Below are 16543 nucleotides of genomic sequence, written 5' to 3' on the forward strand. Positions count from 1 at the left end.
AGCCTTAAGCCATGTATAAACCACCATTTACGTGTAAAACTGTACCAGTAATGTAACTTGCTTTTTCACTAGCCAAGAAACTTACTGCATTAGCGATATCTTGTGGCTCACCTAAACGTTGCAGTGCCACTTGATCACTCATTTTCTTACGTATTTCTTCGCTCAACTGCTCTGTCATTTCCGTTGCTATAAAGCCAGGCGCCACACAGTTTACTGTAATCTGGCGGCTACCCATTTCTTTTGCCAGCGAGCGGCTAAATGCCTCAATACCAGCTTTTGCAGCAGAATAGTTGGCCTGCCCCGGATTCGCAAAATGAGCTACCACTGAACTGATATTGATGACGCGACCAAAACGGGCACGTGTCATGCCTTTTAATACACGTTTAGATAGACGATAAACAGCTTTTAAATGAATATTTAAGATGTCATCCCAGTCATCTTCTGACATACGCAGTAATAAATTATCTTTAGTAATACCGGCATTATTGACCAGAATCAGAACTGGACCATATTTCTGCTCAATTTCAGTTACCAGAGTATCAATTGCCTCGGCATTACGTACATCCAGCACCGCTCCAGCGCCTTGTTCTGCAAAGTCTTGGGTCAGCTTTTGAGCACCTGCTTCCGAAGTTGCAGTGCCCACAACAAAATAACCGTCTTGAATAAGCTGTTGAGCAATGGCCGCACCAATGCCCCGGCTTGCACCTGTAACCAGAGCAACCTTACGTTCTTGTGTCATGCGATTTTCCCTTCTGCCACTAAAACGGCATTTAATGCATCTTCCATACGACCTTTAGTGTCGAGTGGAAATGCTTTTTCAATATTCGGTAAACGCTTTGCCAGATTTGCCAGTACATTACCCGGACCACATTCTACAATGTACTGGATACCATGATCTTGCAGGTATTGCATAGTTTTGGTCCACTGAACTGACTGGTAAAGTTGTGCAGTTAAAGCTTGACGCAACTGGCCAACATCTGTCGCGATTTCTGCGCTGACATTTTGTATTACAGGTAGCACAGGTAGCTCAATGGCAGTTTGTTCCAATGCTTCTGCAAATTTCTCTGCGGCAGGCTTCATTAATGAACAGTGTGATGGTACAGATACCGGAAGTGCAATTGCCTTGCCTGACTTTTCTTTGGCTTGGGCCATGACGTTACTTACCAGTGCAGCAGTTCCTGCAATGACTACCTGACCTTGTGCATTATAGTTTGCCGCCTCAACCGAACCTTGGCCACCCTGTGAAGCAGTCTGACACAATTCAACCACCTGCTCATCTGCAAGGCCCAGAATTGCTGCCATGGCACCCTCACCTTGAGGTACGGAAGACTGCATCAGTTTTCCGCGCAAATGTACCAGTTTCACCGCATCTGCCAGAGACATCGCTTCTGCAGCCACCAGCGCACTGTATTCTCCCAAAGAGTGACCAGTTAAATACTTCGGTGTTAAGCCACCAAGTTCTAGCCATACACGCCACAAGGCGATACTTGCCGTTAACAGCACCGGTTGAGTATTTTCTGTCTGGTCCAGGCCTTCACCACTTTGTGCAATGTGCCAAAGATCAAAACCCACAGCCTCTGAAGCTTCCGCAAAAGTATCAATCACACCACTAAACTGTTCTGCAAGTTCAGCGAGCATGCCGACTTTTTGTGAGCCCTGACCAGGAAACACAAATGCAGTTTTTGTTGCCTGAGCCACTTGCTCGAGTCGTTTAGCAGACATATAAAAATCCTTTATTTCGTCTTCACTCATTTCCGGTGCAGAAATTTAACATTTAATTCATCATTTTTTAATTGCGAAATACAACAAAAAAAGGGAGCATACGCTCCCATTTTTTCTATACTTAAGCATGATGCTTAATGCATATTATTGCTCATTATTCAGCATCAGCTGCTTTAGCGAACAATTGACGACCACGGTAGAAACCGTCTTTAGTCACGTGGTGACGACGATGAGTTTCACCAGTAGCTTGGTCTACAGTTAATGCATTCTCGGTTAAAGCGTCATGTGAACGGCGCATGTCACGGCGAGAGCGACTTTTACGGTTTTGCTGAACGGCCATGATGGCTCCTTACAAAGATCGAAAAAATGGATCAGAACAAAAATTCAGTTGTCTTAACCTGTAAGTATAGCACTTATGAGTTAAGTTTGCCTTTCAAACTTGCCAAAACATCAAACGGATTTTCACGCTTTTCTTCGGCATGCTCTTCGGCAGGTCGATGCTTATGTTCACAAGCGTCATGCTTAGGTGAAAGTGGCACCAACAATAACAGCTCATCCTCAAGCAGAGTGACCAAATCAATCAGGGCAGGTGCATCAGGATCACCTTTGATCAAAGCTTCACTCTCAGCTAGAACGATGTAATCAGCATCCTCATCCAAGCGCTCTATCAGTGACTCATCATCCAGTAACGCGATATGAAAGTCTGAAACAAGTGAAATTTCCACCGGTTCCAGACAACGCTGGCATTCCATTGGAACTTTCGTTTCAACATGACCATCAAACCACGCGACACGATGATACGCATCCATTGATAGCTTACAGTCTATAGAGACCAGTTGATGATCAATTGGTCCAACAGCTTCACGAGCAATACGAACAAAGCGAGACAATGGCAGGGTACCTGACCATGTAAAGCCTTGTTCAGCCCATTTAAACGGCTCAATCTGTGCCGGAAAGGTATTTGCTGACATAATTAAGGCGGCAATTCTACAAATTCATCAGTACTCTGTCAAAGATTAAGATACAATTTTGTACTTATTTAGACAGATCATTTGGGTTTATTCAGTCATGGATCAGTTGCAGCCGCAACCTGAAGTCATAACTTCGTCTCTTGTTCGCATCAACTCCACTTCTGGGCAGATATCGGCTCTGGCGGCACTGCAACTCTTGCCTTGGAACGCACTGCATACAGAAGAACAGCAAGTTGATTGGCTTATCTTACACTTTAATTATTGGTTTTCCCACCATAATGTCATGCTGGTACGAGGAGAATTTGAACCAGAATATTTCCCGGCCACCGATACCTCTCCTGCCCGCATCCAGTTTGCCCATGGTTTTTTTAACAGCGCCCTGCATGAAATCAGCCATTGGACGATTGCCGGTAAAGAGCGTCGCCTGCTGGCTGATCTGGGATACTGGTATGCTCCAGATGGACGGACAAGAGAGCAGCAAGCCCTGTTCGAACAGGTTGAAGTTAAACCGCAGGCAATTGAATGGCTTTTTGCCACAGCTTTTGGCCGCAAGTTTCGGGTCTCTTTAGATAACCTTACTGGTGAAAGTGGTAATGGCAATACCTTTAAAGACAATGTCTATGCCCAAGTGTGCCGCTATATGAATGCAGAAGCCTGTCTGCCAAAAGACGCCTGGTATCTGATTTCCTGTATTTGTACCTGCATACGTGGTGGCGAAATGTTACAGGCCAGCGAATTTAAAAGAGAAATGCTTGATTAATTTACATAAATCAACCGATCTAAACTTGTAACCCAATTCTCTGGGCACTGATAATTTAGAAAGTTACTGTCCGTGAACTTTGAGGAACAATAAGATGCTTCATTTAAGAGTACATCCTGAGAATCCACAGCCACGGCTCATCACTCAGGCAGTCGAACGGATCCGTGCGGGCGATGTAGTGGTCTACCCTACCGATGCTGCTTATGCAATTGGTTGCCAGATCGGAAATAAAAATGCCATGGAACGTATTGCGCAAATCCGCGGTTTAGGGCCTAAACATCAATACGCCATTATGTGCAGTGACCTCTCCGATATTGCAACCTATGCCAAGGTCGATAATGCCATGTATCGGCTATTAAAGGCCAATACCCCTGCAATTACTACATTTATTCTTCCCGCCACCAGTGAAGTACCACGGCGTTTAATGCATCCGAAAAGGAAAACTATTGGTTTACGTATTCCAAGTAATCCAATTTGCCAGATGTTACTCCAGGAATTGGGAGAACCGTTACTCACCAGTACCCTGATTTTACCTGGACAGGAAGACCCGCTGGATGATCCTTACGAAATCGAGCAGCAACTTGGTAAACGTATTGATGTTTTCATTGATGGGGGCTTTGGCATGCTAAGCACCACCAGTATCGTAGACCTTTCTGGAGAAAATCCGGAAATTATCCGCTATGGCGAAGGTGATGTCAGTGCTTTTGAGTAGGTTTGACACTTTCTCGGACAATTGTAAAATCATATGCACCCAACATCTGATAAGTTGATGCTGAGGCAATTGGTATGAACCTTTTTAAAGTCCTTCTTGATTTAGAGAATTTTCCAGAAGATCACACTATTTATGCCGAGCTTCCTTGGACACTTGAATCTGAAACAATTGTCGTCTCAGAACCAGACTCCGGGAGCGTAACCCTAAACATTAAAGATATTAGCTATAGCTATTTTCTAGAAGTATATATAGCTGAAGAGCTGTTGATTAGTCTGACCAAAACAAACCTTTGTTTACGGGAGAGCTGTCAGAAAGTGATCGAATACGCCATAAATGATGCCTGACCTTTGAAAAGGCTCTTTACCAATTTCTATAGCTCACCCCATTCTTTCCTGCCTATCACGCAGGTTTATCAGTTTTTTTACATTTTTATGGTTTTTATAATTTATTCAGCTTGGCTTTTCCATTAGAATACGTTCACCTTATTTTTTACTTTTTAGTGATCTCGCTTTCTTGCGCGCAGGATCCTAGAAGTTCTCCAGCTTTCATGCCTTTGAAAATTCGCGTGGCCTATAACCGAAATGAATCAAGCGACCCATAGTTCTATGGAACAGTTGCCTTATATCCGCGTAATGGATGAATGGCAACACAGTATTCCAGATGATCTTTACATTCCGCCTGCTGCATTCGAAATTTTACTTGAACATTTCGAAGGCCCCCTCGACTTTTTAATTTACCTGATCCAGAAAAATGGCTTTGATTTACTGCAGTTAGATATTGCACCAATTGCCAGCCAATATCTGTCCTACATGGATAGCATGAAATCTCTCAACATTGAACTGACTGCGGACTATATGGTCATGGCAGCTTTGCTTGCAGACTTGAAGTCCCGACTGCTATTACCTAAACCTGCTGCTATAACTCTGGAAAAAGATCCCAAGCAGCAGCTGATTGACCGGCTCGAAAATTATTTGCGCATTAAACAGGCAGCTGAACGTTTAGGACAAATGCCAGTCTTGGAACGTGATACATTCAATGTGAATGTAAGTTTAGGAACAGTAAATAGTATTTATGAAGGCTATGATGCTGCAAATCTGCGAGACGCGCTATATTGCATCTTTAACCGCCCTGAGCCTGTCGTTCATCAGATTCAGCAGGAACCAGTTTTACTTGAAGAGCGGATTGCCTATATTGAAGTATTGATCGAATCAGGCAAAAGCTTAAGTTTTGACGAGCTGCTCAAACCAAGCCAAGGTAAAATGGGTATGGTGGTAACATTCATGGCGGTTTTGGAGCTCACCCGCCAGCAGAGAATCCATATTATTCATAGCGGAATAGAAGTCCCCCTGACTATTCAGGGAGCAGTAGCATGACCATCGACCAAAGTGCAGCATTCTCAGTTGATGAGCTGCATCATGAAGTTCTGATGCAGCTTGAAGCCATTATTTTTGCCAGTGAAGCACCGGTCAGTCTTTTGAGGCTTAAAGAAGCTTTCCAGAACCAGTATAATAAACAGCAGTTGCGACAGTTTTTACAGCAGCTGGCTGTTTTACAACATGGCCGTTCAATTGAGCTGGTCGAAAGTGCTCAGGGCTTTCGTTTTCAGGTTCGTGCCAGATACAAACAGATTATTGCCCAGACTTGGCCGGAGCGGCCAACCCGGCTTTCCCCATCTTTGCTCGAAACAGTAGCTGTCATTGCTTATCATCAGCCTGTTACACGTGCAGATATTGAACAGATTCGCGGAGTTTCGAATAATAGCCAGATTTTGAAAACATTATTTGACTGGAACTGGATTAAAGAATCCGGTTTCCGAGAGATTCCGGGACGCCCCGCGTTGTTAGTGACGACGTCTCAATTTTTAAATGCTTTTGGCCTGGCTTCATTAGGTCAATTGCCTCCCCTGCAGGATGCCAAGGAAGCTTTCATGACGCTTGATGCTAATGCAGCACTGTCATGAATAGGTGGACTGTTGATAATTATTTCTAAGGTTATGCTGTCATGAGTGAAAAATTGCAAAAAGTCCTAGCACGTATCGGGCTAGGTTCTCGCCGTTATATGGAAGAGGTCATTGCTGCTGGTCGCGTAAGTGTCAATGGTCGTGTTGCTCAGGTCGGTGAGCGTATAGAACCAGGCGATGAATTGCGTATTGATGGCCGTAAGGTGCAATTTCAGATTGAAGATGAGATTCGTCGTCGCGTTCTGATTTACTATAAGCCAGAAGGTGAAATCTGCTCACGCAATGACCCAGAGTCACGTCCGACTGTATTTGATCATTTGCCTACAATCGCCAATGACCGTTGGGTTATGGTAGGCCGTCTGGACATTAACTCTACCGGCCTTTTACTGTTTACCAATGACGGTGAGCTTGCAAATCGTCTGATGCATCCTTCAAATGAGATCGAACGTGAATACGCAGTCCGTGTTATGGGCGAAGTTACCCCGCAGATCCGTCAGAATATGCTAAATGGCGTCGTGCTAGATGATGGCCCAGCCAAGTTTGAATCTTTTTCTGAAATTGGTGGTGATGGTATTAACCGCTGGTACCAGGTCGTGGTTAAAGAAGGACGGAACCGTGAAGTTCGCCGTATTTTCGAATCACAGGGTTTAAAAGTAAGTCGTCTTTTACGTACTCGCTATGGTACAGTTATTCTGCCGCGTGAGCTGCGCACTGGGCGCTGGATTGAGCTGGATAAAGCAGATATCGATAACCTGACCAAGTCGGTTGAGCTTAAACCGCGTCAAGGTACTGGCCTGTATGGCATGGCGAAACGTCGTACTGAACGTATGGCTGAAAAACCTATGGCAGCTCGCCGCGGTGGTTATTTGCGTCAACAGCGCCGCGAGAATGAAGGAACAGAACAAACTGCTGCACCACGCAAGCCTTATAGTCCGAAGAAGTTTTAAAACGGTCTTTTACTGCTTTAAACAAAAAAGTCGCCTTGGCGACTTTTTTTAACGGATCACCGGGATTTCAATCCATTCTGCTTCCGGGAAATGCTTTGTCATGTAAGCCCGTAGATAGTTTGATGTATCACAGGCGATTAACGGGTCTTGAGAATCATCCATTCCATTATAGGCCACAGCAAACAGCTCTACCCCTCGGCTTTTCAGCAGCTCCAGACTCAGTAAAGTATGATTAATACTTCCCAGACGCCCAGAGGTAACCAGAATAACAGGGAACTGATGAGCCGCTATATGATCAATAGTAAGCACATCATCTGTTAAAGGAACCATAAGCCCGCCGGCACCTTCTAGCAGCACTGCATCATAACGTCTAGCCAGTTCTTGAGTCGCAGCATGAATTTTATCCAGATCAATTTCACGCCCATCAATTTTTGTTGCAAGATGCGGCGAAGCTGGATAAGACAGAATTTCTGGCATCGTAAGCTTTTCTTCGTCTTCGGCAAACCAGCCCATGCCCATAATAGTCCGGTGCTGTTCGATATCCTCCGAAATGTTGATATTTCCGGTTTGTACCAGTTTCTGTGTAATAGTACGGGTACCATGTTCATTCCAGATTTTGGCCAGATAACCAGTGGCAAAGGTCTTTCCTATACCAGTATCAATTCCGCTCACGAAATAAATTGAGCCTGTCATCGAACTCTCCGAGCTATACAATAAATTGGGTGGTAAGTTAATGGATATTGCTGTATTCCCTCATAAGCTGGACTTTTTACAAACTGCTGATACTGATCATAAAACTTGTACAGTGACTGCTTAGTCCAGCGATGCTGACTACTGGTTGCCGTTACGCCGGTCAGTTTTAAATGCTGGAGAACCTGTTTTGGATGCTCAAAATATAAGGTTTCCTGCTCTTCCTGTATTTCCAGAACTTCAAACCCTGATTTGCACATTTTTTCTTTTAGCTCTTCCAGACTGAGGTAATTTAACCCCTGACCCGTTAAAGTTTTAATCTCACGCAAGTTTTCTGAACCAAAGCTTGAAAAACAGAACCAGCCCTGCGGTTTTAATGCCTCGCTGCATTTGTTAAATACCTGCTCCAGGTCATGCATCCATTGCAAGACTGAACTGGACATAATAGCGTCAAGTTGTTCCGGAAAATCAAGTCGTTCAATATCTCCAATACACCAGTCCAGCTGTTCAGCAGCAGAAAAATGCTGTCTGACCTCAGGATACAGATCATTGAGTATGAGCTGTTCAATCTGAAAGTTCTGTTGCAGTAATATTGTTAAGTGACCTGAGCCACAGCCCAGTTCCAGTACTCGAGGAATTTGTATGGCTATATGCCGGCGCATCATTTCAATTAATCGCTGGCAAATTATCTTTTGCGCGACTGCATGTTCAGAATAACTGGAGGCGGCTTTAGCAAAGCGCTGGGCAATCAGCCCGGTATCTATATGAAAATTTTGACTCACAGTAATGCTACCAATTGTTCAATTTCTTCTGGCTGAATTTGTGATGTCAGTGAGATTCTCAGTCGCGCACTATTGGCCGGTACAGTAGGTGGGCGTACTGGCATGATATAAAAACCTTGTGCCTGTAAATAGTTGGCTTTGTCTACCGCCGGCTGACTATCTCCGATAATAACTGGAACAATATGACTACTTGAGGGACAACAAAAACCAAGACTCTGAACTTTATGCTGTAAATGATGGCTTAAATTTACCAAGTGATCGCGCTGCTTCTGCATTTTTTGCATATGCTCGAAAACAAACCGAGTCCAAGCTATCGAAAGCGGAGGTAATGCGGTACTGAAAATAAGTGGACGCATGCTGTTAATCAGATATTCACGAATTACAGGTTCACAGACCAGATATCCTCCCACTGAAGCAAGTGCCTTACCAAAGGTGCCTACCAGAAAATCAATCTGGTTAATTACTGCATATTGCTCCGCACAGCCTAATCCCCGCGCTCCGCGGACACCAATAGCGTGAGCTTCATCGACATATAACATAACTTTTGCAAACTGCCGTTTTAGCGACACCAGCTGGTTCAGGTCTGTTTCATCGCCATCCATACTAAAAATAGATTCGGTGACCACAATGATGCGTTCATAAGTGTCATCTGCATGATACTTTTGCAAGAGTTGCTGTAAATGGTTTAAATCATTGTGACGGTACCGCAGGTATTTGGCTGAGGACAGACGAATTCCATCAATCATGCTGGCATGAACCAGTTTATCGGCCAGAATCAGAGTCTTACCATCACTTAATGCCGGTAAAATCCCTATATTCATATGGTAGCCACTATTGAACAGCAGCACTGCACGCCCGTCAAAAGCCTGGCTCATACAGGCTTCCAGCTGTTCATATTCCGGAAAATTACCAGTAAGCAGACGTGATGAAGAGGAACTGAGCCAGCGCTGTTCCAGAGGGCACTGATCAAAAAAGACCTGTCTTAATTCGAGATCAGCAGCCAGCCCCAGGTAATCATTAGAAGACAGATTCAGCATATGCTGGCCTGCAATTTCAATGATCCGTCCTTGTTGCCGGTTGGCCGTAAACTGGCGAAAATTCCCCTGCTGTCTTAACTGCTCCAGCTGCTTGGTATAATGCTCAAGCAGTTTCATGCTGAAGCTCCTGTAGCTGTTGCACTACTTCTACCAACTGCTGAAGTAAATAATCCAGTTCATTACAAGTGATGATATAAGGAGGCATCACATATACCAGTCTTCCAAACGGACGTACCCAAATTCCACGACGGACAAATTCCTGTTGTAGAATTTGCATATTTACCGGCACAGTTAGTTCAACAACACCGATAGCACCTAATATTCGAACATCCTCAACATACTCCAGTTGAGATAGCGCAGGTAAGTACTGTTTGAGTTGCTGTTCAATACGGCGGATGTTGGCTTGCCAGTCTTGAGCCAGTAATAACTGTGTACTTTTAAGGGCAACTGCACAGGCAAGTGGATTGGCCATAAAAGTAGGCCCATGCATAAATACCCCTGCCTCTCCCTGACTGATTTTTTCAGCAATCGCTTTACTGGTTAAAGTTGCTGACAAAGTCATGTATCCGCCAGTTAAGGCTTTTCCTATACACATGATATCCGGCTCAACGCCCGCGTATTCCCAAGCAAACAGTTTACCAGTGCGTCCAAAACCGGTAGCAATCTCATCAAATATAAGCAGGATCTGATACTTTTCACAAAGTAGCTTGGCTTGACGCAAGTATTCAGGATGATAAAAACGCATACCTCCTGCACCCTGTACAATGGGTTCCAGAATCAGCGCGGCAATACAGGTATGATGCTGTACTAAAGTTTGCTCTAGCTCTGCAATATCTTGCGGATTCCACTTTTCATCAAAAGCAGTTTGTGGAGCCGGAACAAAAAAACGGTTGGGCAGACTGCTACCAAAAATCTGGTGCATGCCGGTTACTGGATCACATACCGACATTGCATTCCAGGTATCACCATGATACCCGGAGCGAGGCGTAACAAAATTAGTCTTCTTCAGCTGGCCCTGCGCGCTCCAATACTGCACTGCCATTTTTAAAGCGACTTCAACTGCAACCGAACCGGAATCAGCATAGAAAATCTTATCGAGACCTGGTGGCGTAATATTCAGAAGAAGCTTGCCCAGCTCAATCGCAGGATTATGGGTCAGTCCACCAAACATGACATGTGCCATATCTTGTAACTGATCTTGAACCGCCTGATTTAATTCAGGATGATTATAACCATGAATAGTACACCACCAAGATGACATACCATCAACAAGCTTGTGACCATTCTCCAGTTCGATAGTTGAGCCATAGGCCCGTTTTACCTTAAAAGCTGGTAAAGGCTGAGTCATAGAAGTATAAGGATGCCAAAGATGCTCAAGATCAAATAAGTCAGCCATCTAACACCCATCCTTCACATTAAAACTATTATTTATATAACTCATGCATCTTAATAGCGTAAAGCAATAAAATAAATTGCGAGAAACAACAAAGTTTATATTTCCCTAAGTCATATTTAAAAAACTACAAATTTTTTTGCTAGTTAATATAATTTCACTATAAGGGAAACCATGTCCGACATTAGGCAACAGTTCAGTTGTAAGTAAATTTGCCTTTAAAAAATGAAAATCAGTGATAATCTGGCAAGGTATGAGCTGATCCTGTTCAGAGACGAGATGATACTGTCGACCTGGATATTTTTGTAAGATTGAAACTAAATTTAATTGCTCAAGTTGCTGTAAACCAGAAATCAGATTTATAGGATCATCAGTTTTAATAAAACTTTGTAGAGATCTTATATCGTTACGAGCCATAACTCCGCCTGTACCGATCAGATGACAAAAACGCTTCAGAGTAGATTCCCTATCATTTAGAAAAGCACCTTTAAATGCCTCAAAAGTTACACGAGACATTGCATTTGGCCATTCTTCCGTAGCAACAAAGCACGGATTGGAAGCTAATGTAACCAGAATTTTAGCCTGACCGGTCTGTTCAAAAATCTTCTGAGCCAGAATAGTGGCAAGCTGACCTCCTAACGACCAGCCCATTAAAATATCAGCTTTAACCGCTTTTTGAAGCACCCCCTCCAAAACTGCCGGTTTAAAACTGTCGAATATATCAATCAGTTCAACCTGAAAATACAGGTTTTCAAGAGCAGTTTTAAGTCCGGCTAAAGGCTGAAGGCCCAAGCCCCAGCCACTAATAAGTAAAATCTTTCGCATGCTTAATCTGATTTAATTGATCGGTTCTACTATAAAATACTGCTCAATAGAATACAGTCATTAAAAAGCCCAATCTTCTGACTGGGCTTGCTTGAATCATACAAATTTTAAATTTGAGACTGGATATAATTTTGCAGGCCAATCAATTCAATCAAACCTAACTGTTTTTCCAGCCAATATGTATGATCTTCTTCAGTATCAGACAACTGCTGGCGTAACATGTCACGGCTGATGTAATCCCCTTTTTCTTCACATAACTGGATACCACGGGCCAGTTTTTCACGCACATGATATTCAAGTGCAAGATCAGCTTTTAAGCAGGTGCAAACATCTGAACCAACATCAATACTGTCACGTTCCATATTAGGTGTACCGCCTAAAAACAGGACACGACGGATAATTGCATCAGCATGAGCTGCTTCTTCCTGCATTTCATGGTCAATTCTTTCGTAGATTTTACTCAGGCCCCAATCTTCATACATGCGAGAATGAATCAGGTATTGATCGCGAGCTGCCAGTTCGCCACCAATCAACATATTTAAGTAGTCTATGACTTCTGGATTGCCGCGCATATTCTTACTCCTCATCATTTTAAAGTTATTATGGGTGATTGGTATTTAGAATGCAAAATTAAAATTATGTAAGTTTATGATTTATATAAATTAAAAATGAGAAGCATACGCATTTGCATTTTATATCATCAGTTAATTGGTTGTTTTCATAATAGATTTTTCTTATTTTGAGATTGGCGATTTTTTAAAGTCATTTAATTTATTTACAAAAAATTAAAAAAGTAATCTTATTAACTGCTGAGCTATAACTAAATACCTCTCAAAAACGGGTTTTAATATTATTTGAGTGAACTATATAAAGCAGCTGGATCCTACTTTTTATAAGTAATATAGAAAAAGCCAGGTCTTTCAATTTTTTAGACAGCACTCACGCAACATATCAAATTGGCTTATTTTTACTATATTGTTAATGTGAATAAAGTATGTAAAGGTTGTTAACCTTATGTAGGTTTAATAATAAATTCCGGCCAAAAGTCAACTTTTAATGATAAATAAGATAGACCATTTATCAGAATAATCAGGCTATTTGAGCAATGAACGAATCTGCATTTTCCTCTGCCACAGTACAGTTCTCTGCTGTTTCATTACAGAAGATGATTGCAGATGGTCATAAGGAAAATACTCATTATTGTTTGTTTCTCGATATTGACGGCACACTTTCTGATTTTCAGGATGATCCCGAAGATAGTTTTATTCCTGAAAATACATTAAATATTCTTCAGACCATTTTAAAGCTTGATGTGCCTGTTATTGCGGTAACCGGCCGACATGTACAGGTCGCCCAGTCTCTTTTTGCCCCCTTATGCATTCCGGTTGCTGGACTGCATGGGCTAGATATCCAAATTGATGCTCATACGCATTTCAAACCTGATCTGAGTCAGATTGATTTTGTCCGCTTGAGGCAGGATTTAGAAGCAGCTTGTGCACCTTATCCCCAGCTGTTAATTGAGGATAAACAGTACTCGGTTGCTTTGCATTACCGGCAGTGTCCTGAACTGGCAGACACAGCAAAGCAAATCATGCAGGTACTGCATCGATCTCATACGGCACTTAAAATCAATGAAGGTAAATGTGTTATTGAGTTACTTCCTCGACAAGCCGATAAAGGAGAAGCAATAAACACCATATTAAAGCATTTGGAACTTACTCAAGTTTTACCGATTTTTATAGGTGATGATAAAACCGATGAATCTGGTTTTAGAACAATAAACAACCATAACGGTATAAGTATAAAAGTCGGCCCAGGAGAAACCCAGGCTCATTATCGGCTCAAAGATATTAAAACGGTAGCTGATTTTCTTGCACTATTTTCAGAATTCTTAAAAACGCGTGTTTTGACACAGAATCAAACACCAAATGGAGAAAAAGCATGTCTAAACTAATCGTATTATCGAACCGTGTTAGTCTGCCAAATCCCGACAAGCCCGCTGCGGGAGGCTTGGCAGTGGCGTTACAGGATGCACTTGATGAAACCGGCGGGATATGGTTAGGCTGGAATGGCGAACAAATCAATAATGATCAACAAGCCGAGTTTGGTCGCATTAATAATAAAAATGTAGAATATCTGACCTGTCCATTGACTCACCAGCAATATGAGCAGTACTACTGCGGTTTTGCCAATAATACCCTATGGCCTGCAATGCATGAGCGCGCAGACCTGATTGAATGTAATGCGGAAGAATATGAAACCTATCAGCAGGTAAACCGCTTATTTGCTGAAAAACTAAAAGATATTGCCCAGCCAGATGATGTGATTTGGGTTCATGACTATCATTTTTTTAGCGTAGCACGCTATTGCCGTGAATTAGGCATGCAAAACAAAATCGGCTTCTTCTTGCATATTCCATTTGCACGTTTAGTCATATGGCGCCAGATACCTATGGCAAACCGCCTCATTCAAGACCTATGTCAGTATGATGTAGTGGGTTTACAAACTGAACATGATCAGAACCTGTGTATGCAGGCCTGCACCACCCTACTTCAGGCACAAAAGATTCAGCAATACCTGCTTAGTTACCAGAAACGCATTACCACTATTAAATGTTATCCGATTGGGGTCAATCCGGATCATATTCAGAAAGTAGCCCGTCAGTATGCCGATGACTCACAGTCTGTTTTTGACTTTGATGCCTTAGGTAAACAGCAGACCATTATTGGGGTGGACCGAATTGATTATTCCAAAGGATTACTTGAACGTTTTAATGCATATTCCGACTTTTTAGCTACTTATCCGGAATATCACCGTCAAGTAACAGATTTACAGATTGCCTGCCCATGCCGTCTGGATATTGTGGCTTACCAGGAATTATTTAAACGTCTAAAAGAGAAGGTTAAAACTATTAATGCACAATTTGCTCAAGATGACTGGCTGCCAATTGAATGCAGTCATGATGTCGTCGCTCATGAGGCATTAATGGGCATCTACCGCAAATCAAGTATCTGCTGGATCAGTTCAATCCGTGATGGTATGAACCTGGTAGCAAAAGAATACATTGCAGCTCAGGACCCTGCAAATCCTGGTGTATTGATCCTTTCAAAATATACAGGGGCTGCTGAGCAGATGCCAGAAGCTATTATTGTTGATCCAGAAGATCCTAAAGCAATGGTTCAGGCATTAAAACTTGCGCTAGATATGCCTCAAGAGGAACGTATCCGCCGTTATCAAAAACTGATTGCGGGGCTTAAAGCTTTTGATATTAATGACTGGCGTAATGCATTTCTGGTTGATCTGCGTCAAAATAATGAATTGCAGAACTTTAAACGGCCTGGCCGTGATACAGCCAATCCAGTTTATCAATTGCTGTAGTGCCCTCAGTTTATATAGAAGTATTGTCTATAAAAAAACCGGTAAACTTCCAGCTTACCGGTTTTTATGTAGTGGCGTTTAAATAAGCTGACTTTAGGCGGGGCCTACTCGAGTAAACCGGTTTAAAATAGCTACAGTAGCCAATAATACTGCCACACTCGCAAACATGATGGTTAAGCCGGTCATCTCACCAATTACACCGATCAATGCCGGGCCAGACAGAGATCCTGTATAAGCCATAGTCGATACACAAGATAGGGCTGCCGCTTTAGGCATAAAGTTCTGACGTCCAACACGTGAAAACATGACAGGTACGATATTTGAACAACCTAGACCAACCAGTGCATAACCTAACAATACAATAAACCAATGTGGAGCCAGTACCACTACTGCTAAACCTGTAGCAGCACAGATAGCACTATAAGTTACAATATTTTTTTCACCCAGTATTTTCAACAGGTAACGCCCCGAGAAACGGCCCAATGTCATGGCAATCGCAAAGAAAGTGTAAGCCAGCCCTGCAAAGGCTGGATTAACACCATATTTGCTGGTCAGGTAAATGCCACTCCAGTCCATGGCCGCACCTTCCGATAAAAATGCGATAAAGCACATTAGTCCAATTAGCAAGATAATAGGCGCAGGCAGTTTTTTATGACTTTTTTTATGCTCTGCCGTGTCTGCTTCAATCTGTTCATCGCGTTCAATTTCACTTAATGAAGCTGGAACCGCAATAATGCTAATGACGAATAGCATAATACTTACTGCCAGCGCACTAATCAGTGGCGATACGCCAGCCGCTAAAAGCGCCGTTACAGTCATTACACCAGCCAAGCCACCTAAGCTGCACATACCATGAAAACTCGACATCATGGCACGCAGACTGTTCTTCTCTACAATAACTGCCTGTAAATTGAGGGCGACACCAAAACTTCCTGCAGCTGTACCGAACAGGAACAGAGAAACCGCCATCATTACTGATGTATTCCAGACAGCAAGCCCCGGCAATACTAACAGTATCAACAGCGCCGCAAAGCCAATAATTGCACGGCAACCGATTCGTTGTACCAGAGCCCCAGTCGCAGGCATAGCAATCATTGACCCCACACCCATACAGAGCAATAACAGGCCAAAATCAGCATGATTTAAATTTAGACGCTGCTGTGCAAATGGAATCAAGGGCGCCCAGGCCGCCGTTCCAAAGCCCAAGCTAAAAAAGTTCAAACGTGTAGATAGACGTTGTGCACTCAGTTGAGCTGCGCTATCTAAAACTGCTGTTCTGGAGAAAAGTATCACAGTGTGCCACCACCATTAAAAAAGACCTCGGTATTCCATTCCAGAGAATTCCAATAGAAAAACCCCTACCGGT

19 protein-coding genes are annotated in these 16543 nt (G+C 42.9%); 8 read left to right on the forward strand and 11 right to left on the reverse strand.

The window, feature by feature from the left end; genetic code table 11:
- Positions 1 to 4 precede the first annotated feature (4 nt).
- From fabG to AC0VYT_RS11310, 4 genes are all read right to left on the reverse strand, one after another.
- Positions 5 to 739, reverse strand: coding sequence for a 3-oxoacyl-ACP reductase FabG (gene fabG, locus AC0VYT_RS11295; protein ID WP_005018873.1), 735 nt, complete (start codon positions 737 to 739; stop codon positions 5 to 7).
- Positions 736 to 1722 carry an ACP S-malonyltransferase gene (gene fabD, locus AC0VYT_RS11300; RefSeq protein ID WP_005018871.1) on the reverse strand — a complete coding sequence of 329 codons (987 nt, stop codon included), beginning with the start codon at positions 1720 to 1722 and terminating at the stop codon, positions 736 to 738. The genes fabG and fabD overlap by 4 nt, the downstream gene beginning before the upstream one ends.
- A 154-nt stretch (positions 1723 to 1876) precedes the next feature.
- The gene (gene rpmF, locus AC0VYT_RS11305; RefSeq protein WP_000290730.1) at positions 1877 to 2062 is read right to left on the reverse strand and encodes a 50S ribosomal protein L32; all 186 of its coding nucleotides are present in this window, start codon (positions 2060 to 2062) and stop codon (positions 1877 to 1879) included.
- 73 nt (positions 2063 to 2135) lie between these two features.
- On the reverse strand, positions 2136 to 2693 hold the full coding sequence (locus AC0VYT_RS11310) for a YceD family protein (RefSeq protein WP_005018869.1): 558 nt from the start codon (positions 2691 to 2693) through the stop codon (positions 2136 to 2138).
- Positions 2694 to 2790: 97 nt separating this feature from the next.
- On the opposite strand from AC0VYT_RS11310, the gene AC0VYT_RS11315 reads away from it, so the two are divergent.
- The 6 genes from AC0VYT_RS11315 (at position 2791) to rluB (ending at position 7072) form a co-directional block, all read left to right on the forward strand.
- A complete protein-coding gene (locus tag AC0VYT_RS11315; protein WP_005018867.1) occupies positions 2791 to 3453 on the forward strand; it encodes an elongation factor P hydroxylase in 663 nt (220 codons plus the stop codon).
- Between the two features lie 94 nt (positions 3454 to 3547).
- The gene (locus tag AC0VYT_RS11320; RefSeq protein ID WP_005018864.1) at positions 3548 to 4165 is read left to right on the forward strand and encodes an L-threonylcarbamoyladenylate synthase; all 618 of its coding nucleotides are present in this window, start codon (positions 3548 to 3550) and stop codon (positions 4163 to 4165) included.
- 74 nt (positions 4166 to 4239) lie between these two features.
- Positions 4240 to 4509, forward strand: coding sequence for a hypothetical protein (locus AC0VYT_RS11325; RefSeq protein ID WP_005018862.1), 270 nt, complete (start codon positions 4240 to 4242; stop codon positions 4507 to 4509).
- Between the two features lie 237 nt (positions 4510 to 4746).
- The gene (locus AC0VYT_RS11330; RefSeq protein ID WP_005018860.1) at positions 4747 to 5538 is read left to right on the forward strand and encodes a segregation and condensation protein A; all 792 of its coding nucleotides are present in this window, start codon (positions 4747 to 4749) and stop codon (positions 5536 to 5538) included.
- Positions 5535 to 6125, forward strand: a complete 591-nt coding sequence (scpB, locus tag AC0VYT_RS11335) for an SMC-Scp complex subunit ScpB (protein ID WP_005018859.1) — start codon at positions 5535 to 5537, stop codon at positions 6123 to 6125. The genes AC0VYT_RS11330 and scpB overlap by 4 nt, the downstream gene beginning before the upstream one ends.
- Positions 6126 to 6166: 41 nt before the next feature.
- A complete protein-coding gene (gene rluB / locus AC0VYT_RS11340; protein WP_005018857.1) occupies positions 6167 to 7072 on the forward strand; it encodes a 23S rRNA pseudouridine(2605) synthase RluB in 906 nt (301 codons plus the stop codon).
- Between the two features lie 48 nt (positions 7073 to 7120).
- On the opposite strand, the gene bioD is transcribed toward rluB, so the two are convergent.
- From bioD to ftn, 6 genes are all read right to left on the reverse strand, one after another.
- Positions 7121 to 7765, reverse strand: a complete 645-nt coding sequence (gene bioD / locus AC0VYT_RS11345; RefSeq protein WP_005018853.1) for a dethiobiotin synthase — start codon at positions 7763 to 7765, stop codon at positions 7121 to 7123.
- Positions 7762 to 8544 carry a malonyl-ACP O-methyltransferase BioC gene (gene bioC / locus AC0VYT_RS11350; protein WP_005018851.1) on the reverse strand — a complete coding sequence of 261 codons (783 nt, stop codon included), beginning with the start codon at positions 8542 to 8544 and terminating at the stop codon, positions 7762 to 7764. Before bioC ends, bioD begins: the two co-directional genes overlap by 4 nt.
- Entirely contained in the window at positions 8541 to 9698 is a 1158-nt protein-coding gene (locus tag AC0VYT_RS11355) for an 8-amino-7-oxononanoate synthase (RefSeq protein ID WP_005018849.1), read from the reverse strand. The genes bioC and AC0VYT_RS11355 overlap by 4 nt, the downstream gene beginning before the upstream one ends.
- Positions 9685 to 10977, reverse strand: coding sequence for an adenosylmethionine--8-amino-7-oxononanoate transaminase (gene bioA / locus AC0VYT_RS11360; RefSeq protein WP_005018847.1), 1293 nt, complete (start codon positions 10975 to 10977; stop codon positions 9685 to 9687). Before bioA ends, AC0VYT_RS11355 begins: the two co-directional genes overlap by 14 nt.
- Before the next feature lie 105 nt (positions 10978 to 11082).
- Complete coding sequence (locus AC0VYT_RS11365) at positions 11083 to 11799, reverse strand: alpha/beta hydrolase family protein (RefSeq protein ID WP_005018844.1); 717 nt, start codon at positions 11797 to 11799, stop codon at positions 11083 to 11085.
- A 107-nt stretch (positions 11800 to 11906) separates the two neighbouring features.
- On the reverse strand, positions 11907 to 12371 hold the full coding sequence (gene ftn / locus AC0VYT_RS11370) for a heteropolymeric bacterioferritin subunit Ftn (protein WP_005018842.1): 465 nt from the start codon (positions 12369 to 12371) through the stop codon (positions 11907 to 11909).
- Positions 12372 to 12904: 533 nt separating this feature from the next.
- On the opposite strand from ftn, the gene otsB reads away from it, so the two are divergent.
- Together otsB and AC0VYT_RS11380 are read left to right on the forward strand one after the other, a co-directional pair.
- Positions 12905 to 13753 (forward strand): trehalose-phosphatase, encoded by an 849-nt coding sequence (gene otsB / locus AC0VYT_RS11375; protein ID WP_005018839.1) that lies wholly within the window; start codon positions 12905 to 12907, stop codon positions 13751 to 13753.
- Complete coding sequence (locus AC0VYT_RS11380; RefSeq protein WP_005018837.1) at positions 13741 to 15177, forward strand: alpha,alpha-trehalose-phosphate synthase (UDP-forming); 1437 nt, start codon at positions 13741 to 13743, stop codon at positions 15175 to 15177. Before otsB ends, AC0VYT_RS11380 begins: the two co-directional genes overlap by 13 nt.
- Before the next feature lie 93 nt (positions 15178 to 15270).
- Here AC0VYT_RS11380 and AC0VYT_RS11385 read toward each other — a convergent pair whose 3' ends face one another.
- Positions 15271 to 16470 (reverse strand): MFS transporter, encoded by a 1200-nt coding sequence (locus AC0VYT_RS11385; protein ID WP_005018836.1) that lies wholly within the window; start codon positions 16468 to 16470, stop codon positions 15271 to 15273.
- Between the last annotated feature and the right edge of the window lie 73 nt (positions 16471 to 16543).

It is taken from the genome of Acinetobacter sp. QJM3NY_42 (genome assembly GCF_056173745.1).